Source organism: Rhodococcus sp. GB-02 (assembly GCF_053470465.1).
This window is the reverse complement of sequence record NZ_JBPUKE010000001.1, coordinates 659,765-679,486: the sequence shown is the minus strand read 5'-3', so window position 1 is coordinate 679,486 and position 19,722 is coordinate 659,765. Positions and strand designations below refer to the sequence as shown.

Sequence of the window (19,722 nt, the reverse complement as noted above, 5' to 3'; positions counted from 1 at the left end):
CCCCGAACTAGCGAAGGTGTGCCCATGTCTCTCGCGTCGTCGTTCTTCGCCCATCCGCACCAGGCGTTCACTGCTGGTTTCTATCGCAACGAATCCTTCGACTTCGAGCTACGAGTCGTTCTCGGGCAAGCCACCTTCGGCGCGGCAGACACCGGCGAAGTGCTCTCGGCCATCGCTCACGTCGGCGAGAAGGACCTCGAGGGCTGGTACGAGGCCTGGTTCGACCTCGGCACACGGGTATTCGGGCAGGCCGATGAGGCAGTCGTGGCCGGGCATTCGCGAAGCGCGTCCAACGCATATCTGCGGGCGGCGTCGTACTTCGGTGTGGCGATCAACGCCGTCGACGGTCTCAGCGACGATTCTGTTCTGGTCCCCACTTTCAAACGCCACCGACAAGCGTGGGACCGCTTCGTCGACACCACTGCCCAGCCGGTCGAGCGCGTCCGGATCCCTTACGAGGACACCTATCTGCCCGGGTACTTCTTCCGGCCGCCCGGAGACGTACGTCGTCCGACGCTGATCATGGTGAACGGCAGCGACGGCCCGATCAGCGGGCTGTGGGGCAGCGGCGGGGCCGGGGCCCTCGAGCGGGGCTACAACGTGTTGATGTTCGACGGTCCGGGCCAGCAGTCGATGCTCTTCGAGCGCAACATCCCGTTCCGTCACGACTGGGAAGCCGTCATCACGCCCGTCGTCGACTATCTCGTTGACCGGCCGGACATCGATGCGTCGAAGCTGGCGATGTACGGGATAAGTCAGGGCGGTTACTGGGTGCCGCAGTCGTTGGCGTTCGAGCATCGGATCGCGGCAGCGATCGCCGATCCGGGGGTCGTGGACGTGGCCGCGTCGTGGCTCGCCCATATCCCCAAGAACATGCAGAAGCTGCTCGACGAGGAGAAGTCGGAGGCCTTCGACCGTGACATGGCGATGGGGATGAAATTCTCCAAGGACACCGCCCGGATCTGGCGTTTCCGAGCGCGTCCGTACCTCACCGACGGCTACTACAACACCCTCACCGCCGTTCGGAAGTGCCACCTCGAACACGTCGCCGGTTCGATCTCCACTCCCCTGCTCATCACCGATCCGGAAGGCGAGCAGTTCTGGCCGGGTCAATCCAAGCGGCTTGCCGCCCTCTCCGGCGGACCGACGACAGTTGTCCCCTTCACCGCTGCCGAGGGCGCGAACTTCCACTGTCAGCCCATGGCGAGGCGTCTGACGGATCAGCGGATGTTCGACTGGCTCGACGAGCAGTTGGATCTCTGAATCAGGACACTTTCTCTTTTTTCGTCAATAGAGTGGCAATCATCGGCAGCAGTAGAACAGTGATCGCCCCGGCCGCGACAAGAATCGACGCGTTGTCCGACGACATCTGATGCGCGTCGACGGCAGCGCCCGTGACGGCCACGATCATCGGCAGACCGGTAGCTCCGTACAGCGCGACCTGCGCACTTTCACGCGTGGTGAAGGGTGGCTCGACCTTCTCGAACTTGGTCACGAAGAACACTGGCACGCCGCGGACGACAACAATCAGGATCAAAAACGCAATCAGTATGCCGGGACTCGCGGCGACCGCCGAGACGTCGATCGCCATCCCTGACGTGATGAAGAAAATCGGGATGAGGAACCCGAAGGCGATTCCGTCGAGCTTGATCTCGAGGCGCTCATCGCCTTCGGGCATCAGTCGACGCAAAATGAACCCGGCGGCAAATGCACCGAGAATGACGTCGAGTGAGAACACCGCCGACAGCACTCCGAGGCTGACCAACAACAGCACCGTGAGGCGGACTGTCGTCTGCGCTGTGGTGTCCGCCCCTGCCCGCACCAGTCGATGTGTCCACGAGCCTTCATGAATCAGCTTGCCGGGCAGCACCGCCAAGATGACAGCGATCAAGGCGAAGACGGCAAGAACGATCAGCGACAGGACGGCACCGCGGGCACTCAGCAAAACCGCCATCGCAACGACCGGCCCGAGCTCGCCGACGGCCCCGTGGTTGAGGACGGTCTTGCCCAAGCGCGTGTCGAGGAGTTTGTTGTCCTTGAGGATCGGCAGCAGCGTGCCCAGTGCGGTCGACGTCATCGCGATGGCAACAGCGGCTTCGGCGGAGATCACGTTCCTCACCCCGAGCAACGCGACTACCGCAAATGCCAGGGCGAGACAGAACAGCCACGTGTAGAGGGCTCGACGTCCGCCGCGCCCACTGAGTTCTTGTCGGTCGATCTCGTAGCCGGCGAGGAGGAACAGCATGCCGAGGCCGAGCTCGCGCAGGATGCCGATCGCTTCGCTGTCAGCTGCGATGTTGAGGGCGAACGGCCCGACCACTGCGCCCGCGACTAGTAGCAACACCACTTCCGGAACCAGCCGCCGCGGGATCAGGCCCGCGACTATCGGCGCGATGGCCGCGATCAGCGCGATCCAGAACAGCGAGGAGGCAATTGAAGGCACGGATCATTATCGGATATAGGTGACAAATCTGCGTTCAGTACAGGTGCTTGCGGTACGCCTCTTGTCTCGCAGGCTCGAGGTTGGTCAGCCGCCAACAGGTCAAGATGTGACCAACGTCGCCATGAAAGAAAATTCGCATACAAGAAAGCCCCTCACCGGCATCTCTGCTGGTGAGGGGCTTTCTGTTGTGCGCCCGAAGGGATTCGAACCCCTAACCTCTTGATCCGTAGTCAAGTGCTCTATCCGTTGAGCTACGGGCGCATGTTCTGTTGTCTAGCAGGTCTTGCGTTTCCTGCCGTCGTAATTTCTATCATTTCTAACCCGCCGGTCAAAATCACCGGCTTGGCGGAGGCGAGAGGATTTGAACCTCCGGTCCCTCGTAAAAGGGACAACTCATTAGCAGTGAGTCCCATTCGGCCGCTCTGGCACGCCTCCCTGGGGGTTCCGATCCTTTCGGACCGCCGGATCGAAAGATTACACACCCTTCGCCACCAAAGGCAAAACGCGTGGTCAGCGGGCTGTTTTGTGGACTTACCGCAGGTGGCTGTCGAACCAGTCGAAGATCCGCGTCTGAGCTTCGATGATCGAGGCCGAACCCGGGTCGTCGACGTCGGCGTCCTCGGACAGCTGAGGCGGCTCGTCGGCCCGGTGAGCCAGTCCGGCATAACTGACGACCAGTGTCGCGACGTCGGCCTTCGCGGTCGCTTCCCGGAGCAGAGTCACGTGTTCGCGAGGCGTGCTGGGATCGTCCTCGCCGTACAGCGCCAACCACGGCGCCTGCAGGGAAGTGGCCGCGTCGACGAGCGCCTGAGCATCCGCCGACAGCGCTTCGACGATTCCCCGGGCGGCGACACTCACCGCGGCGCCGACGGGACGGTTGGTGGCCACGAGCATTGCGGCGGTTCCGGCGTCGTCGAATCCGAGCACCCCGATGGTGTCGGCGAGAACTTCGCGCCCGACGAGCCAGTCGAGGGTTGCGTCGAAGTCGGCGAAGAGATTGTCACCGAACACCTCGCCCTGCATGTGTTCGGGTTCGCGATGGAACAGGTGAGGTGCGACGCTCACCCAACCTTCGCCGGCGAGTGCGCACATCAGATTGAGCAGAGCCGGGCTGAACTGCCGGGCTTCGTGCAGCACGACGATTCCGCCTCGTGTCGGGCCGTCCGACTCCACCACCGTCAGTGGAACAGCCGTGGCGACCTCCCCTTCGGCTCCGCGCAGATATGCGGTGGCCCGGAAGATTTCCGACATCTTTCAACTGTGACACGCAGACGGCCGCAACGCACCACATCAGTGCGCGCATAATCGACTCGTGACCGCACACATTCGCCCTGACCTCGCCTCCATCCCCGCCTACGTTCCTGGACGCAATTTCCCGGGTGCGATCAAACTGGCGAGCAACGAAACGACCGTGGGGCCGTTGCCCGGTGTGCGTGACGCCGTCGCCGACGCAGTCGCCAATGCCAACCGCTACCCGGACAACGCTGCGGTCGCCCTTATCGATGCGCTGGCCACCTTCTTGAAAGTCGAGCCTGCAAACGTCGCCGCTGGTTGTGGCTCCGTGACGCTGTGCCAGGAACTCGTGCAGATCACGTGCGATCAGGGTGACGAGGTCATCTACGCGTGGCGTTCGTTCGAGGCGTACCCCGTGGTCACCCAGGTCGGCCACGCCGTCTCGGTCAAGGTTCCGCTGACCGAGGACTTCGGCCACGACCTCGACGCGATGCTGGCCGCGATCACCGATCGCACGCGGTTGATCTTCGTCTGCAACCCCAACAACCCGACCGGCAACGCGCTGTCGAAGGCGGAACTCGAAAGCTTCCTCGACGCGGTCCCGGCTCACGTCGTCGTCGCACTCGACGAGGCGTACTTCGAATACTCACGCTCGGACGCCGACGGCATCGAACTGTTCCGCAGCCGCCCCAACGTGGTTGTTCTGCGCACCTTCTCGAAGGCGTACGGCCTCGCGGGAATCCGCGTGGGTTACGCGGTCGCGGATCCGGAGATCATCGTGGCCCTCGGCAAGGTGCACACCCCGTTCACCGTGAGCGCCGTTGCCCAGGCCGCCGCGATCGCCTCCCTGGCTGCCGCAGACGAACTGCTTGCCCGCACGGAGGGCGTCATCGCTGAGCGGACCCGAGTTCGGACCGCACTGATCGAAGCCGGCTACACCGTCCCCGAGTCGTCGGCGAACTTCGTCTATCTCCCCCTCGGAGAGCTCTCTCCCGGTTTCGCCGGGGCAAGTACCGAAGCGAGCATTCTGATCCGTCAGTACGGCGTCGAGGGCGTCCGGATGACCATCGGCGATCCGCACGAGAACGACGCGTTCCTCGCTTTCGCGAACACCGACGTCGCGAAGCGGGCTGCGGGCATCGGCATCACCGCGTGACACTCGATACATAACTGTTACGCCGAGGACTGGAATTCGTTTCTGCGGACAGGCACACTCAGGAAGGTTCGAGGCCGGTCCGAGCGAGGGAGCACGACGCATGACGCGACGCATGACACGAACGTGTGCCGTGCTCGCAACGACCCTTCTCGCCACCACCGCGACCTCCCTGAGTGGCGTCGCCTCCGCCCAGTCGCAGGACACGGTGTCGGTCCGCTTGTTGGCCTTCAACGATCTGCACGGCAGCCTCCGCCCGCCGGAAGGTGTCCGCAGCGAGATCAGGCAGGCCGACGGTTCGCTCACCCCGGCCGGTGGCGCGGCGTATCTCGCGGCCTACGTGACGCAGCTTCGCAGCCAGGCCACGAACTCGCTGCTGTATTCGGTCGGTGACAACTGGGGATCGTCGGCGCTCGAGTCGGCGATGTTCAACGACGAACCGACGGTCGAACTCCTGAACCGAATGAAGATCGACGCTTCCGCGATCGGCAACCACGAACTGGATAAGGGGCTCGCCGAGTTCCGTCGCATGCAGTCCGGTGGTTGCTCCGCCGTCGACGCGTGCACGTTCAGCCCTTCCTTCAGCGGCGCCAACTTCCCACTGATGGCCGCGAACATGACGTACACCAACGGCGCTCCGGCCACGCTGCCGTTCACCGTGAACATGGTCGACGGCATTCCGCTCGGAGTCATCGCGATTTCCCCGGCCAACACGTCGCAGATCGTCACCCCTGGCGGGATCGCTGATCTGCAGTTCGGCGACGAGATCGAAGCGATCAACCGCACAGCCGACGTCCTCGACTTCTTCGGTGTCAAAGCCATCACCGTCCTCCTGCACCGTGGGGACGAACCTGCTGTCGAGGGCGGGCCGAACGACTGCAACGTCGAATCCGGGCCTGCCCGCGACATCGCCTTACGCGCATCGCCCAAGGTGGACGTCATCTTCACCGCCGACAGCCACCAGCAGTACAACTGCGAATTCCCTGATCCCGCAGGAAATCCCAGAGTCGTGATGCAGGGCGCTTCGCACGGCCGGATCGTGTCCGTCGCAGACGTGACGATCGATCGCAACACCCGCGAGGTCATCCGTGATCAGACGTCCGCTTTCAATCAGATAGTGACACACGATATTTCGCCGGATCCCGATATTCAGGCTCTCGCCGATCGTGCATGGTCGGAGGCCTCGGAAAGCGCTCAGCGACCGGTGGGGACCATCACCGCCGATCTGACACGGGACCGGGTACCCAGCGGCGAATCCACACTCGGCAACCTGGTCGCCGACGCTCAACTCGCAGCCGGATCGACACGAGGCGCTCAACTCGCGTTGACGAACCCCGGCGGCATGCGCGAGGACTTGGACTTCGGCACTTCCGGCCAGATCACCTACCGCCAGGCCTACGGAGTGCAACCCTTCGGCAACAGTCTCGAGGTGCTCTCCGTCACAGGAGCGATGCTGAAGGACGCTCTCGAACAGCAATTCCAGATCGACGTCGACGGCACCGGTACCGAGCGCATCCTCTCACCGTCCGCGGGCTTCACCTACACCCTGGACCGGCAGGCAGCGCCGGGCGCGCGCATCTCGGAAATGCGCCTGAACGGGCAGGACATCGCACCCGACGCCGTCTACAGCATCGTGGTGAACAAGTTCCTCGCCGAGGGCGGGGACGGCTTCACCGCGCTGAAGAACTCCACTCAGATGACCGGTGCGGGGAACGACCTCGACGCCTTGACCGCCCTGTTCGCAGCCGGGTCACCGGTCTCGCCACCTGCCACCGACCGCATCCGCACCATCGGCTGAATAGGCATCCCCGCGCTCGATTGCCTAGTCTCGACGGGTGATCATCGCGACCCATAACGGCAAGTTCCATGCAGACGACGTCTTCGGCGTATCGCTGCTCAAGCAGCTGTACCCCGACGCCACCGTCGTTCGCAGCCGTGACGAGGACGTCCTCGACAGCGCGGACATCGTGCTCGACGTCGGCGGTCGCTACAACCCGGCCGAGGGCCGCTTCGACCACCACCAGCGTGATGCCGGCGAGCGCAGCAACGGCATTCTGTACTCCGCCTTCGGTCTGCTCTGGCAGGAATACGGCTTGAAGTTCTGCGAGGGCGACGCGTCCGTGTTCCGACGGATCGACAGCCGGCTGGTCGAGGGCATCGACGCCGTCGACAACGGCCAGGAGATCTACACCCTCAACGATTTCGGCACCAAGCCTTTTGATCTGTCGTCCGTGCTGGACCTGTTCAATCCGATCTCGTCCACCGACGAGGAGTTCGACACCCAGTTCGAGCTGGCAGTAGTTCTTGCAACTCAGGTCTTGATTCGCCTGCGCGCCAAGTACGCCGGCGACGCGGCAGCCGAACGCGAGTTCACCGAGACCTACGAGAAGGCAACGGATCCGCGCTTCGTCGTGTTGGAACGCTTCGTTCCCCACGGCCGCGCCGCATCGGCCCAACCGGAATTGCTGTTCACGATCTTCCCGAACACCAACGGCGGCTGGTCGATTCAGACAGTGAAGCCCGCCGACTCCAAGTTCGGTTCACGAAAGCTGCTGCCGGAGCAGTGGCGCGGCCTCAACGGCTCGGATCTTGCCGCCGAGACGGGCGTCGACAGTTCGGTGTTTTGCCACAAGGCCGGATTCATCGCGGCTGCGCAGACCCGTGACGGCGCGCTCCAGTTGCTCGAACTGGCACTGGCCGAGTAACTCTCAGTTCACATTCCCAGCGCCGTCTTCACTGTCGGCCAGGAATCGTGAAGCGCGTCTTGCCAGTACGGCCATGAATGGGTGCCGTCGTTCCGATACGCGAACACTGCGGGAATCGACAGTTCCCCCAACTTCGCTTCGAACAGTTGCGTACAGGTGTTCGCGAGCGCCTCGAGCGGTCCGCCTTCGATGGCAGTCTGCAGTCCGCTCGGAGTGAAGATGTTGTCGTAGTCTCCGGGCGCACCCGTGCCCGAGGAGACATAGATCGTCTTCCCACGCAGCGTTTCCGCGTTGGTGGACGGGTCGTGCTTTTGCCAATCGGGGTCCGATGCCGGGCCCCACATGTTGGTGGCGTCGCCGGCTTTGCTGGCCACGGTGAGCCGCACGGAATCCTGCGAGGACGACTCGGAGTTGTCGAGACAGCCACTGTACGAAGCTAATCCGGTGTAGAGCTTCGGGTGATGTGTGATGAGGTTGGCCGCGCCGAGTGCACCCATGGACACCCCACCGACCACGTTCGTCCCGTTTCCGGAGAACGCCGAATCGATCAATGCCGGAAGCTCCTCGGCGAGAAACGATTCCCACTTGTTCACACCGAGATTCGGATCGTCGTTCTTCCAGTTGGTGTAGAAACTGCCGGTACCGCCCACGGGGAGAACGACGTTGACGTTCTTGTCGGCAAAGAATGTTTCGATGTCGGTCTTCTGGGTCCAAGTGCTCTCGGAGTATCCGGATTCCGAACCGGCGCTGACGCCGTCGAGTAGGTAGAAGGACGGACGCGCGCCGGCGTCGGTCGCGGGATGCAGAACCTGCACTTGCACCTCGCGTCGCATCGCCGGCGAATCGACGAACACGGCACTGCGAGTGGGCGACAACCGCTCTATGCGATTGATGTGGGCGCCGGTCTGACCGGCCAGATCTCCTGGTGGATTTTCAGGCGCCGGTTCGGCATACGCCACTCCGCCCACAACAAGCGCGAGCACGACCAACACAATTCCGACAAACCCAAATCTCCGCATCCGTCAAGCGCCCCCTGAGCATCGCACGACTACCGCTAACCCTCGATTGGACAGGACGAACGTCCCGGGGTCAACCCACTGGTTGGGATTTATTACTCGCGGGTATCCAATGGAGTTGGACAGTTCTCCACCGATGCACACACAGGTGTGGATAACTTCATTCACATACACTTCCCAGTTGTGCATAACCTGTGGACAAAAGGATGAATTACAATAGAGTTATTCCTCCTACCTGCAACGATCCGTTTACCCACAGTGTGCATAACTTTGTCGAACAGGGCTCGCGAGACGCCGGTTTCCGGGCGTGTCCACGCAGTTCACACCGTCACGCCATTCTTTGTTCACAGGCACGACACCACCGGCCGACAACGCTCCCCACCCCGACTTCATACTTGTTGCATGCTGACCGCTCTGCTCGCTGCCACAGCTGTGCTCGCCCTACTGACTATGGTCCCCGGGCCGGACATGGCCGTCGTGACGCAGGCTGCGCTCGGCGCCGGAAGATCCGCCGGATTCCGGGTTGCGGCCGGCATAGTCTCCGGCCTCCTCGTGTGGGGGCTGCTGACCGTTCTCGGGCTGTCGGCGATCCTGGCCGCATCCGCCGAGGCTTACACCGTCGTCAAGCTCGCGGGCGCCGCCTATCTGATCTATCTCGGGGTACGAGCACTGTGGGAGAGTCGCTCATCGCGCTTGCAACACAATGTCGGCACTCCTCGGTCGCAGAACGCCGGAACCTGGAAGACGGGCTTCACCACCAACCTGCTCAACCCCAAGATCGCCGTCTTCTACACCGGGCTGTTGCCACAGTTGGTTCCGGCCGGGTGGCCGACGGGACCGTCGCTTGCACTGCTCGTGCTCATCCACGCAGCCATCACCATCATCTGGCTCAGTTGCTACGTGATCCTTCTCTCGCGGGCGCGTAGCACCTTCGAGAAGCCCCGAGTGCGACAGGCACTCGAGCGCATAACCGGAACAGTTCTTCTAGGATTCGGAGCGAAGATCGCGCTCGAAGCGCGCTGAGACGGCAATCGGAAAAGAGCAGACAGTGGGCGCGTGGGGATCGGGACCGTTCGAGAACGACGGTGCAGGGGATTTGATCGCATCCATCGGACACGGTGACTTCACCTTCGAATCGGTGGAGTGGGCATTCGAGGACGACTACCTCGAGGTGGACGGCGGCCAAATCGCCGTCGCCTTGCTCGAATTGGTCCTGATCGTGCGCGCCGATCGCAAGCGCGACCCTGCCACCCAAGACCTCGATCTCGATTCCTTCACCGCGGCCCTGACCAGCGAGCGGATCACCTGGCTGATCGAGATGGTGGAGCGCACCATCGCATCGACCGATTCGGAACTATTCGAGCTGTGGGACGAACAGGGGCCGGAAGAGCTTGCGTCGTGGAGAGTTCCCGTCTTGGACGGTCTCGAGGATCTGCGCGTTCTGTCGGTTCAGTAGCCCGCCGACGGATCGATTACCGCAGCAAGGTCCTCACCCGCAGCGAATCGAGCGACGTTGGCGGCCACGTGATCTGCCAGCGCACGTGTGAGCGTCGTGGCCGGGTTGGCGACGTGGGGAGTGATGATCGCGTTGGGGAGCTTCCACAACCGGTGCCCGTCCGGCAGCGGCTCGGGATCCGTGACGTCCAGTGCCGCACCGCCGATCGAACCAGCTTCGAGAGCATCGACCAGCGCGTCCGTGTCGACGAGGTTGCCGCGTGCGATGTTCACGATCCAGCTCGACTCCGACATCTGGTCCAGTTCGGCCTTACCGACCAGATGCCGCGTCGCGGACGTCGACGGTGCTGCGATCACGAAGTGATCTGCCGTGGACCAGATTTCACCGGTTCGATCGGCCGAGAGCGTTTCGGAGGCACCCTCGACGGGGGTTCCCGAGCGGGTGACGGCGATGACCTTGACCTTGGACGCGGCGAGGTACGGGATCAGCGCACGGCCGATTCCGCCGCAACCGATGATCGCCACGGTCGAGCCCTGCAAGGTGCCCACTCGCGGGTCGAACTCTTCCTTGCGCCACGACTGCGCCGCCAACTGTTCGGGGAGAGAGCGCACTCCGGCGAGGAGGAGCATCATCGCATGTTCGGCAACATTGCCCGCATAAGCCCCGGCAGCGGACGTCCAGACCCGCTTGTCGTCGATCACGTCGGCATCGAACCATGGCTCGATCCCGGCGAAGGGCAATTGCACCCAGCGAACCGAGTCAGGTAGCGACGACGGGAACGTGTCCGGACCATGCACCCAGACGACGCCCTCTGCCTCGGCGAGTGGAACGAGAACCCCACCGACTCCGCGAATTCCGTCGGCAATGTGCGGATCCTCGACGGGGCCGAGATGGATGCGAGGGTCGCTGGAGGCTGTCATGTAGGTGCGTTCCTTCGAGAGTGGCGGGGCGATCGGATCAACTCATCGGTGTTTCCCAGCGTACGGGCGCCTCGCCAATTCGGCCGCTCTAGCCGTTCGCCTTTGCGATCGAATCCCTGCCCTCGGCCGCTCCACCCTCGATGGTGTCGTGCTGGACAGGAACGAACTTCTTCTTCGGCAGCAGGAACAGCCACGTCGCGAAGACAAAGGGACCGGTGCCCGCCGGCAGACCGATCGGAGCGAAGGCAGATACCAGGGTGCCGTGGATAACAACACTCACCAGCACTCCGAAGACTGTGTAGACGAATACACGCCACGACGGGTTGTAGAACACCGAGCCCAGGGCGATTGCCGTCAGCACCGAACTGAGCCCGTACAGACCATTGCCGATGTCGACGGTGTTGGCGCCGAGCGCGAGCACCGAACCCATTGCTATCGCCGAACCGATGAGCGCGAACACCGCCGCCCAACGCGACGCGACCAGCAGCGCGATCACGAAGATGATTCCGGTAATGGTGTTGTTGATCAGGAATATCTGGGAGACGTTGCGGAACAGCGTGTCCCACAGGAAGCTGAAAGTGATGTCGGCATGAGCCGACGCGTCCCCGATGTGCTGGGGAAACTGGCCGGCGCTGAGGTCCGACGTTTCGATCCGCAGGAACTGGAACGCCGCGAGGAGGAAGAACCAGTTGACGAGGTTGAACGGAAAGGTCAGCGCCGGTACGCCCCAGGTCTTGAAGACATTGGCGACAGCCAGGAACGCGATGGTCGACGCGGCAGCCCCCACCACGAGGTAGATCCACAGCATCACGCCGCCGGCAAGGAACGTCGGAAAGGCAGCCCCCACAAGAATTCCGTTGTATCCGTACAGTCCGATACGCATCGAATCGTCGTCGGAGTGCAGCATTATGCCGGTGACGGTGGATACCACCAGACCCACCACGGCACCGATCGCGACGGTGATCGTGTCCGCGGCTATCGCGCCCCAGAAGATGCCGACCAGAAACAGCAGGCCGGTCAGCGCATTGCCCTGAAACATCACTTGTCCGGAGCCTTTGAGATTCGTGTCGATGAATCTGAGCACGACGTTCTTGTCCGCGACGTCGTCCCAAGGTTTGGTGATGGTGGTCATCGCACGTCCCTCGATCCTTCTCCGGCGATCCGCGTCATCCCCAGAGTGGGACAGGCGGAATGGTGGTGTCCAGAACTGCCTTTCGCACCAGAGCCCAGAAATCACGGACCTTCGCCTTGACGGGTTCGCTCTCCGGACCGAGGACTTTGAAGATGAGCCCGGCGTCGTTCGGTAGCCGACTCGCTCCGGAAACGACCTTGCCGTCACGGCCCGGAACTATCTCTTCGAGAATCGCGTCGGCATGGTCCTTCGGTGTCAACAGGATGACATTGCCGAACACGTCGTGGTCGCCCATGATTCCGCCGTATCGCACGGGATAGCGTGCCGGTTCGATCACCAACTTCTCGGTGAAAAGGTTCTTCCCGTCCGGGCGCTTCGCCTTGATCAACGTGGAGTACAGATCGTAGACGAACATCTCTCCGCCGTCGTGGTACTTGCGTCCTGGCATCACGATCTCCGAGAACAACAGCGTTGCAGTCGGATCCACCGTGATGTCGGTGCGCGCGTAGTACCTCGCGTTGCGGTGTGGGATCGTCACCCCCGGCATCAGTTCGAGATACGAATTCTCCGCGAGCACCACTTTCTGGAGTTGCGACGCGTGATTGGCATCCATCCGGTGGACCTTCGTGGCCGACTGAGTGGTCACGTGCGCGAGGGAACCCGACTCCATCTCGATGGTCAGGAACAGTCGATCACCTTGCAACACACTGCCGGACGTGGAGATCATGTAGACGCACGGCATGGTCGGCAACGCTTCGTCCCAGTACAACGCCTGCTGAACCAGCAGCGGTGTCTTGCGGTACATGTCCCGCAGAATCGTCTTGTCGCCGCGGTCGACAAATCGCATCTCGAGAACACCGGTCTTTCCGACCTTGCCGGCCGGGGCCTGCTTCGGTTGGTCCTGGTACTGATCGAGTTCCGGGATGGTCGGGATCGGACCCGGGAGCGACCGCGATGCTCCCGGGACGGGCGGCGCACTCACTGTGCGCTCGCTCCCACTTCCTCTTCGTCGAAGAGGACTCCGTGCACGATGAGGTCCACCACTTCCTTGATGCCTTCCCCGGTCATGCAATTGGTGAAGACGAACGGCTTGTCTCCCCGCATCCCCTTCGAGTCGCGATCCATGACTCCGAGATCGGCGTTGACGTACGGTGCGAGATCGGTCTTGTTGATGACCAGGATGTCGGACTGCGAGATTCCCGGACCGTTCTTGCGCGGAATCTTGTCGCCCGCGGCTACATCGATGACGTAGATGAAGAAGTCGACGAGAGCCGGGCTGAACGTCAGCGTGAGGTTGTCGCCACCACTTTCGATGAACACCACGTCGGTGTCAGGGAATGTCTTCTCCATGTCCTCGACGGCCGCGAGGTTCATACTCGGGTCTTCACGAACGGCAGTGTGTGGGCAGGCACCCGTCTCGACGCCCACGATGCGTTCCTCCACGAGAACACCTTTGAGAGCCTTGCGCACATGCTTGGCGTCTTCGGTGGTGACCACGTCGTTGGTGATGATCAGAACGCTGGTGCCCCGCTTGATGAACTCCGGCGTAATCGCCTCGATGAGCGCGGTTTTACCCGAACCCACGGGTCCGCCGATTCCGATGCGAGTTGTCTTCTTCATCGTTCTCCTTCTAGTTCATGAACATTCGGACGTGCGCCTTGACGTGCACCGCAGCCAGAATGTCGATCATCGGGGCGAAATTGGACATGTCGTCGAGTCCGTAGTCACGCACTGCGGCGTACTCACGGCCGGCGGTCTGATTGACCTCGAACAGAATCTCCTGCGTCGCAAGGTGATCTACTCGGACGATGCGCAGGGCAGCGCCGAGCAAGGTCATCGCGACACCGTACTGATTGACCGTGAAAGCATCCTCCTCCGGAGAATCCATCTCCGCGAAGGCAATTCCGAGGCCGACGGGGTAGGTTCCCGGCGTCTCTCCCGACGCGACCGCGGCCAACCACTTGTTGAACAGGGTCTCCCCGGCCAAGCGCCCGCCGAGCTCAGCCAACTTCTTACCCATCCGGGTACTCATCGTGCGTGCTTCTTCGTTGAGTTTGCGTTCGATCACCGCATGATCGGCCGCGAGGATCGCCGAGAAGTCACCGGCGGTCGCGCCCCGGTGCGCCGCGAGTACGGCGATACCGTCGCACGTCGCACCCTGATGGGTGGCCGAGAGCACAAACTCCCGCAGCGACGGACCGCCCGTGACAATTCCCTGTGCCACGGCCGATTCCAAACCGTTGGAGAACGAGAAGGAACCGACCGGGAACATGGAATCGGAAAACTGCATCATCCGCATCGCGCGGTTGATGCTGAGCCCAGACCCCTCAGACGAGAGGGTCATGGGTATGCCCCTCGCCCTCACGCGCGGCCGCACCGAACAAGCGGCGTGCCTCGTGTGGAGCGATGTAGGGAATGACCTCGGCGCCCGGGATGAAGGTGTACTCGATGCCCTCGAAAGCATGCGTGCGCATCACCGAGCCCATGACCGCCTTGTCGACGGTCAACGGAACGTAGACCTTCATTCCCTTCACCACCGCAGGCCAGTGCTGGTTACCCACGGCATGTCCCAACTCCAGGCACGTCTGAATCATCTTCTCGGGCGTGACGTCGACCAGTGCGCTCAGGTCGATCTCCAACACGTCCTTGAGGTTGATTCTGGCCACGACGACGGTGTTCTCCGGCTCGTCCCACAGCAGAATGTCGCCGTCCTGCAACTGGATACCGCGATCGAGCGAGACGGCCAGTTCACGGCCACCGATCGTGGTGCGTCGCAATCGACTCTTCTGCGCTTCCCACTGATCGAGCGACAAGACGTCCACTACAGCCTTTTCGAGTCGACCGGCCCACTCCTCGTCGGTCTCCTTCCCGAGTAGCGCGTCGACTCGCGTCGGCTTGCCGCTTGGCGCTGTCATCTCACCGTGCGTGTGTGGCGTCGCATCGGCGCCGTGCGTGTGTGTGATTGTTCCCGACACAGGAGACCCCTAACTGAAGAAGTAAAGTTGGTTCAAGCGAATGGATTCGGCAGGTTCGACGTAAGCGTGAACACCGTCCGCGGTCACCGCGAATGTCTCCGGGTCGACCTTGATTTCCGGAGTGGCCGAGTTACGAACCAAATCACGCTTGGTGACTGTTCTGGTTCCCTCGACAGCAACAACCTGACGTTCGAGACCGAGCCGATCCTTGATGCTGTCGTCGAGTGCCGCTCGCGAGACGAACGAGACCGAACTCTGCGGCAACGCCTTGCCGAATCCACCGAACATCGGCCGGTAGATCACCGGTTGTGGCGTCGGGAGCGACGCATTCGGATCTCCCATGGCGTGCCAGCTGATCAGACCGTTCTTGATGATCGTCTTCGGCTTCGCCCCGAAGAATGCGGGCTCCCAGAGAACAAGATCGGCCATCTTCCCGACACCGATCGACCCAACCACATGCGAAAGACCAAACGTCAGCGCAGGATTGATCGTGACCTTCGCGACGTAACGCAACACACGGAAGTTGTCGTGCGTCGGCGAGTCCTCGGGCAACTTTCCGCGGGACCGCTTCATGCAGTCCGCAGTTTGGATCGCGCGTAGCCAGTTTTCTCCGACGCGGCCCATCGCCTGAGAGTCACTCGAGAACATCGAGATGACGCCCATGTCCTGGAGTACGTTCTCGGCACCGATCGTCTCAGCGCGAACGCGGGACTCGGCGAATGAAACATCGGAGGGCACTTTGGGATTGAGGTTGTGACAGACCATGATCATGTCGAAGAGCTCGGCCTGAGTGTTGATGCCGTACGGCAGCGTCGGGTTGGTCGACGCGGGAAGTACGTTGTCCTCTCCCGTCACCCGCAGAATGTCGGGTGCGTGACCGCCGCCCGCACCCTCGCTGTGATAGGTGTGAATCGTGCGTCCTTCGAAGGCCGCGATGGTGTCCTCGACGTAGCCGGCCTCGTTGAGCGTATCCGTGTGAATGGCGACTTGGACATCCATTTCGTCTGCCACCCGCAGAGACTCACGAATCGCGGCCGGGGTTGCGCCCCAGTCCTCGTGGACCTTCAGACCGGCCGCACCGGCCTTGATCTGTTCGACCAGCGACTGATGCCCGGACGAGTTGCCCTTGCCCAGCATGCAGACGTTGACCGGCAAACCCTCGTTGGCCTTGAGCATCATCTCCATGTTCCAGATACCGGAAGTGATCGTGGTGCCGTTGGTGCCGTCGGTCGGGCCGATGCCGCCACCGATCAGCGTGGTCACTCCCCCGCTGAGCGCGTGATACGCCTGCTGCGGCGACACGAGGTGCACGTGTGGATCGATGCCGGCGGCAGTGAGAATCATCTGCTCACCGGAGATCGCGTCGGTCGCCGGACCGGTCGTCAGCCCTGGGGTGACGCCTTCCATCGTGCTGGAGTTTCCCGCCTTTCCCCAGCCGACGATCTTCCCGTCCTTGATTCCCACGTCCGCTTTGACGACGCCGATGGTCGCATCGACGATGACCACGTTGGTGATCACGAGGTCGAGGGCTCCGTCGATGCTGCACGACTCCGGATCCTGGCCCATGCCGTCGCGCAGCGTCTTGCCGCCACCGTAGATCGACTCGTCTCCGATGGTTCGAAGATCTTCCTCGACCTCGATGTACAGGTCGGTGTTGCCGAGCCTGATCTGGTCACCCGTGGTGACCCCGAACAGGCCCGAATACTCTTGTCTCGAAATGCTTGTCATGGGTGTTGTTCTCCTTCGTCCGCCGTGAACGAGAATCAGTCGGTTTGAGGTTCGGACAGGAAGCCGAGTTCTTCGGCACGCTGGACGGCTCCGGGAAGCCGAGGGCGGTAGGCGGCGTGGGTCGGCGCCCAACCGTCGACAAGTCCGTTGAAGCCTTGAACCCGTTGCTTGCCGCCGAACGGCACCAATGTCACTTCCTTCTCGTCGCCCGGCTCGAATCTGACCGCCGTGCCCGCTGGAATGTCGAGGCGCCAGCCGAAGGACTGTTCACGATCGAACGACAACGCGCGATTGACTTCCATGAAGTGGTAGTGCGAACCCACCTGGATGGGACGGTCACCGGTATTTCGGACTCGCAGCTTCAAACGAGGACGACCCTCGTTCAGTTCGATCGGCTCGTCCCGCAACACGTATCCGCCGACCGGCACTTTCTTCTCGCCGCCGGAATCCTTCTTCGTCGATTTGCTTGCCATCTTGGAGTACTCCTGACATCTCGGACGGGCTACTGGATCGGAGAGTGCACGGTGACGAGTCGACTACCGTCGAGGAACACCGCTTCGACCTGCACGCGCGGGATCATCTCCGCGACGCCTTCCATCACGTCGTCGACCGTCAAGGCGTGCGATGCGTCGGCCATGACCTCCTCGAGCGTCTTACCCTCCCGAGCTCCCTCCAGCGCGGCCGCCGTGATGACCGCGACGGACTCCGGGTGGTTGAGTTTGAGTCCCTTGGCCTTTCGTCTCAGAGCGACATCCGCCAACATGAGAATTGTCAGCTTGTCGAGTTCTCGCGGTGTCAGATGCATTCCGAACGCTCCTTGTCGATCATGCGGTAACTCCCTGTCGTCGAATACATGTCAGCTCCCCTGTTCCGTCGCTTCGGTGAGTGGTTCGGCCGCTTGCTGGACGAAACCGCTCCTCCTGCCGCCCGAGTACTCGTTGATCGCGTCCAGGACCGCCTGGGCATGTTCCGAGGCGACCAGCACCTCGACACGCAACCGCTCGGTGAACACGACGTCGTTGCGTTGCCCGCGGAACTTGAGTGAGGCCGAGTCGCTGGCGGAGACATGCGCTTCCGATACGACTATCGACTCCGCTCCAGCGGCCAGCAGCGCCTCCCGTAGCTTCTCGGACTCGATGGTCTGCAACACCGCGGTGATGAGTTCGTGCTTCGGGGCGTCGAGGTTCGGAACAAGTTTTGCCCCCTCGACCAGGACCCCCGAGTCGAACCCGCTGGTCTGCGGCGCACCACCCGCGTCGACGAATGCGGCGTTGTAGCGGTACGCGTCCATGCCTTGCTGACGACGGTCGATGTCCACCTGGTCTTTCGGAGCCAGCTTGAGACCGATGGTCTTCTCGATGCCCATGGCGATCAGCCAGGTCACCACGAACGAGAATGCGATGACGACGATTAACGCCAGCGCCTGCTCGCCGAGTAGTCCTACGCCGCCGCCGAAGAAGAGTCCGTCGCGGCCTATCGAATTGATCGCCTTTTCGCCGAACAAACCGAGAAGGAGTGAACCGAGGATGCCGCCGATGAAGTGGACCGCGATGACGTCGAGCGCGTCGTCGAACTTGAAGATCGACTTGAGCGCGAGCGCGAAGTGGCAGACCAGTCCGGCAAGCGCGCCGATCGCCAACGCGGAGAAGGTGCTGACGAAGCCGGCACATGGGGTGATGGTCGCCAGACCCGCTACTGCACCGGTGATTCCGCCGATCGCCGTGGCCTTGCCTTCGGTATACCTCTCGATGACGAGCCAGACGACCATGCCGCCCGCTGCCGCGATGTGCGTATTCATCAGTGCCTGCGCTGCAACGCCATTGGCAGCCAGACCGTCGCCTGCGTTGAATCCGAACCAGCCGAACCACAGGATGCCCGCGCCGATCAACGCCAAAGGCACCGAGTGAGGGACCGCCTCGGCGTTGGGCCATCCCGGACGTTTACCGACCACCAGCAAGATTGCCAGGGCGGCGGCACCGGCGGATGCGTGGACAACAATTCCGCCGGCCCAGTCCTGAGCTCCGCGGAGCGCCAACCAGCCTTCGGGGTTGAAGAGCCAGTGCGCAATCGGGGGGTAGACGATGATCGACCACAGCACGAGCAGAACGGCCCAGCCCAAGGGCTTGAGCCGGTTTGCGGTCGCACCGGTGATCAGCGCGGGCGTGATGATCGCGAACATCATCTGATAGACCACGAACGCCAGAGTCGGTACCGCGACTGCACCTTCGATCAGGTGGAAGCCCGGGGCGGCGGCTGTGTGTATGTCCTGCAAGCCGAACAATTTGAGGTCACCGAGGAAGCCGGAACCCCAGTCTCACTGAACGCGAAGCTGTATCCGAACACGACCCAGGTAATCGAGACGAGTCCGAGTGGGACGAGGTTCTGCTGCAACATGACGAGCGCACTGCTACCGCGCACCAGACCGGCGTAGAAGAAGGCGAGTCCGGGAACCATGAACAGAACCAGGCCCGCGGAGATCAGCACCCACGCCGTGTCCCCGCTGTCTATCACTGCTTCGGCTAACACTATTTCCATCGACATCGACGACCTCCGAGCAATATTCGGATCTGAACAAAGTCATTGGTTAGAGCAGCAATTCGCGATGTTCCGGTTCGCTGCGACAGTTACGCTACGCCCCATAGTTGCACCTTCTCAGCAAAATCGGGGGAACATCCGGTTTTCACGTTTAGTAGAGCATTGCTCTGGGAAAAGATAGGACTTTGCCTAAACATTGCGGACGCTCCACAACCTACAATTGCGGGATTAAATCTCGCCGAAATTGGTTTAAGTCTTGCGAAATTGGGAAAGTAGCCGCAGGTGAGCACCACTTTCGTAGCAGAAATGCTGTTGCCAGCTCGGGACTTAGCTCCCTAACCAAGAGAGCGGCGAGCGCCTTATTCGATTACCAACGTCGGTGACCCACCTATCCAATCAGGTAGGTAACCTCACCGAACATCTTCT

Annotated in this window: 20 protein-coding genes and 2 tRNA genes; 6 read left to right on the top strand and 16 right to left on the bottom strand. The window is 62.1% G+C overall.

Annotation, left to right across the window (positions count from 1 at the left end; all coding sequences use genetic code 11):
• Positions 1-24 precede the first annotated feature (24 nt).
• Positions 25-1,263: an alpha/beta hydrolase family protein gene (locus ACSW29_RS03250; RefSeq protein ID WP_448276455.1), complete on the top strand. Its 1,239-nt coding sequence runs from the start codon at positions 25-27 to the stop codon at positions 1,261-1,263.
• Between the two features lies 1 nt (position 1,264).
• Here the strand turns inward: ACSW29_RS03250 and ACSW29_RS03245 are convergent, their stop codons facing one another.
• The 4 genes from ACSW29_RS03245 to ACSW29_RS03230 form a co-directional block, all read right to left on the bottom strand.
• Complete coding sequence (locus tag ACSW29_RS03245) at positions 1,265-2,443, bottom strand: cation:proton antiporter (RefSeq protein ID WP_448276453.1); 1,179 nt, start codon at positions 2,441-2,443, stop codon at positions 1,265-1,267.
• Positions 2,444-2,631: 188 nt separating this feature from the next.
• Positions 2,632-2,704: transfer RNA gene (locus ACSW29_RS03240), tRNA-Arg, on the bottom strand.
• A gap of 82 nt (positions 2,705-2,786) precedes the next feature.
• Positions 2,787-2,878: transfer RNA gene (locus ACSW29_RS03235), tRNA-Ser, on the bottom strand.
• Positions 2,879-2,974: 96 nt separating this feature from the next.
• Complete coding sequence (locus ACSW29_RS03230) at positions 2,975-3,694, bottom strand: dienelactone hydrolase family protein (RefSeq protein WP_448276451.1); 720 nt, start codon at positions 3,692-3,694, stop codon at positions 2,975-2,977.
• A 61-nt stretch (positions 3,695-3,755) separates the two neighbouring features.
• Here ACSW29_RS03230 and hisC point away from each other — a divergent pair, with 61 nt between their 5' ends.
• The 3 genes from hisC (at position 3,756) to ACSW29_RS03215 (ending at position 7,534) form a co-directional block, all read left to right on the top strand.
• A complete protein-coding gene (gene hisC / locus ACSW29_RS03225) occupies positions 3,756-4,832 on the top strand; it encodes a histidinol-phosphate transaminase (protein WP_448276450.1) in 1,077 nt (358 codons plus the stop codon).
• Between the two features lie 100 nt (positions 4,833-4,932).
• Complete coding sequence (locus ACSW29_RS03220; protein WP_448276448.1) at positions 4,933-6,627, top strand: bifunctional metallophosphatase/5'-nucleotidase; 1,695 nt, start codon at positions 4,933-4,935, stop codon at positions 6,625-6,627.
• A gap of 37 nt (positions 6,628-6,664) precedes the next feature.
• The gene (locus ACSW29_RS03215; protein WP_317826611.1) at positions 6,665-7,534 is read left to right on the top strand and encodes an MYG1 family protein; all 870 of its coding nucleotides are present in this window, start codon (positions 6,665-6,667) and stop codon (positions 7,532-7,534) included.
• Between the two features lie 8 nt (positions 7,535-7,542).
• Here the strand turns inward: ACSW29_RS03215 and ACSW29_RS03210 are convergent, their stop codons facing one another.
• The gene (locus ACSW29_RS03210; protein WP_269068555.1) at positions 7,543-8,553 is read right to left on the bottom strand and encodes an alpha/beta hydrolase; all 1,011 of its coding nucleotides are present in this window, start codon (positions 8,551-8,553) and stop codon (positions 7,543-7,545) included.
• 399 nt (positions 8,554-8,952) lie between these two features.
• Here ACSW29_RS03210 and ACSW29_RS03205 point away from each other — a divergent pair, with 399 nt between their 5' ends.
• Together ACSW29_RS03205 and ACSW29_RS03200 are read left to right on the top strand one after the other, a co-directional pair.
• Complete coding sequence (locus tag ACSW29_RS03205; RefSeq protein ID WP_448276445.1) at positions 8,953-9,573, top strand: LysE family translocator; 621 nt, start codon at positions 8,953-8,955, stop codon at positions 9,571-9,573.
• A gap of 25 nt (positions 9,574-9,598) precedes the next feature.
• Positions 9,599-10,006: a DUF4259 domain-containing protein gene (locus ACSW29_RS03200; RefSeq protein WP_317826613.1), complete on the top strand. Its 408-nt coding sequence runs from the start codon at positions 9,599-9,601 to the stop codon at positions 10,004-10,006.
• Here the strand turns inward: ACSW29_RS03200 and ACSW29_RS03195 are convergent.
• The 11 genes from ACSW29_RS03195 to ACSW29_RS03145 all read right to left on the bottom strand — a co-directional run bounded on the left by ACSW29_RS03195 (position 10,000) and on the right by ACSW29_RS03145 (position 19,302).
• A complete protein-coding gene (locus ACSW29_RS03195) occupies positions 10,000-10,926 on the bottom strand; it encodes a D-isomer specific 2-hydroxyacid dehydrogenase family protein (protein ID WP_448276443.1) in 927 nt (308 codons plus the stop codon). The two genes, ACSW29_RS03200 and ACSW29_RS03195, sit on opposite strands and share 7 nt — an antisense overlap.
• A gap of 88 nt (positions 10,927-11,014) precedes the next feature.
• A complete protein-coding gene (gene yut / locus ACSW29_RS03190; protein ID WP_448276441.1) occupies positions 11,015-12,058 on the bottom strand; it encodes an urea transporter in 1,044 nt (347 codons plus the stop codon).
• Positions 12,059-12,092: 34 nt separating this feature from the next.
• Positions 12,093-13,040, bottom strand: coding sequence for an urease accessory protein UreD (locus ACSW29_RS03185; RefSeq protein ID WP_448276439.1), 948 nt, complete (start codon positions 13,038-13,040; stop codon positions 12,093-12,095).
• The gene (gene ureG, locus ACSW29_RS03180) at positions 13,037-13,678 is read right to left on the bottom strand and encodes an urease accessory protein UreG (protein WP_347875481.1); all 642 of its coding nucleotides are present in this window, start codon (positions 13,676-13,678) and stop codon (positions 13,037-13,039) included. The genes ACSW29_RS03185 and ureG overlap by 4 nt, the downstream gene beginning before the upstream one ends.
• Before the next feature lie 10 nt (positions 13,679-13,688).
• Positions 13,689-14,402, bottom strand: a complete 714-nt coding sequence (locus tag ACSW29_RS03175; protein ID WP_448276437.1) for an urease accessory protein UreF — start codon at positions 14,400-14,402, stop codon at positions 13,689-13,691.
• Positions 14,386-14,973 (bottom strand): urease accessory protein UreE, encoded by a 588-nt coding sequence (gene ureE, locus ACSW29_RS03170; protein ID WP_269068587.1) that lies wholly within the window; start codon positions 14,971-14,973, stop codon positions 14,386-14,388. Before ureE ends, ACSW29_RS03175 begins: the two co-directional genes overlap by 17 nt.
• Positions 14,974-15,042: 69 nt before the next feature.
• The gene (locus tag ACSW29_RS03165) at positions 15,043-16,761 is read right to left on the bottom strand and encodes an urease subunit alpha (protein ID WP_448276435.1); all 1,719 of its coding nucleotides are present in this window, start codon (positions 16,759-16,761) and stop codon (positions 15,043-15,045) included.
• Between the two features lie 35 nt (positions 16,762-16,796).
• Positions 16,797-17,234: an urease subunit beta gene (locus tag ACSW29_RS03160; RefSeq protein ID WP_003943812.1), complete on the bottom strand. Its 438-nt coding sequence runs from the start codon at positions 17,232-17,234 to the stop codon at positions 16,797-16,799.
• 29 nt (positions 17,235-17,263) lie between these two features.
• Positions 17,264-17,566 (bottom strand): urease subunit gamma, encoded by a 303-nt coding sequence (locus ACSW29_RS03155; RefSeq protein ID WP_003943837.1) that lies wholly within the window; start codon positions 17,564-17,566, stop codon positions 17,264-17,266.
• A gap of 51 nt (positions 17,567-17,617) precedes the next feature.
• Positions 17,618-19,033, bottom strand: coding sequence for an ammonium transporter (locus tag ACSW29_RS03150; protein WP_448276434.1), 1,416 nt, complete (start codon positions 19,031-19,033; stop codon positions 17,618-17,620).
• Positions 18,991-19,302, bottom strand: a complete 312-nt coding sequence (locus tag ACSW29_RS03145; protein ID WP_448276432.1) for a hypothetical protein — start codon at positions 19,300-19,302, stop codon at positions 18,991-18,993. Before ACSW29_RS03145 ends, ACSW29_RS03150 begins: the two co-directional genes overlap by 43 nt.
• Positions 19,303-19,722 lie beyond the last annotated feature (420 nt).

Bases quoted from the DNA above. Each gene is read 5' to 3' on its own strand.
- ACSW29_RS03145 (WP_448276432.1), bottom strand. From the start codon at position 19,302: ATGTCGATGGAAATAGTGTTAGCCGAAGCAGTGATAGACAGCGGGGAC.
- ACSW29_RS03220 (WP_448276448.1), top strand. From the start codon at position 4,933: ATGACGCGACGCATGACACGAACGTGTGCCGTGCTCGCAACGACCCTT.
- ureG (WP_347875481.1), bottom strand. From the start codon at position 13,678: ATGAAGAAGACAACTCGCATCGGAATCGGCGGACCCGTGGGTTCGGGT.
- ACSW29_RS03155 (WP_003943837.1), bottom strand. From the start codon at position 17,566: ATGCATCTGACACCGCGAGAACTCGACAAGCTGACAATTCTCATGTTG.
- ACSW29_RS03205 (WP_448276445.1), top strand. From the start codon at position 8,953: ATGCTGACCGCTCTGCTCGCTGCCACAGCTGTGCTCGCCCTACTGACT.
- ACSW29_RS03195 (WP_448276443.1), bottom strand. From the start codon at position 10,926: ATGACAGCCTCCAGCGACCCTCGCATCCATCTCGGCCCCGTCGAGGAT.
- ACSW29_RS03230 (WP_448276451.1), bottom strand. From the start codon at position 3,694: ATGTCGGAAATCTTCCGGGCCACCGCATATCTGCGCGGAGCCGAAGGG.
- ACSW29_RS03160 (WP_003943812.1), bottom strand. From the start codon at position 17,234: ATGGCAAGCAAATCGACGAAGAAGGATTCCGGCGGCGAGAAGAAAGTG.
- ACSW29_RS03250 (WP_448276455.1), top strand. From the start codon at position 25: ATGTCTCTCGCGTCGTCGTTCTTCGCCCATCCGCACCAGGCGTTCACT.
- ACSW29_RS03165 (WP_448276435.1), bottom strand. From the start codon at position 16,761: ATGACAAGCATTTCGAGACAAGAGTATTCGGGCCTGTTCGGGGTCACC.
- yut (WP_448276441.1), bottom strand. From the start codon at position 12,058: ATGACCACCATCACCAAACCTTGGGACGACGTCGCGGACAAGAACGTC.
- ACSW29_RS03175 (WP_448276437.1), bottom strand. From the start codon at position 14,402: ATGACCCTCTCGTCTGAGGGGTCTGGGCTCAGCATCAACCGCGCGATG.
- ACSW29_RS03210 (WP_269068555.1), bottom strand. From the start codon at position 8,553: ATGCGGAGATTTGGGTTTGTCGGAATTGTGTTGGTCGTGCTCGCGCTT.
- ureE (WP_269068587.1), bottom strand. From the start codon at position 14,973: ATGACAGCGCCAAGCGGCAAGCCGACGCGAGTCGACGCGCTACTCGGG.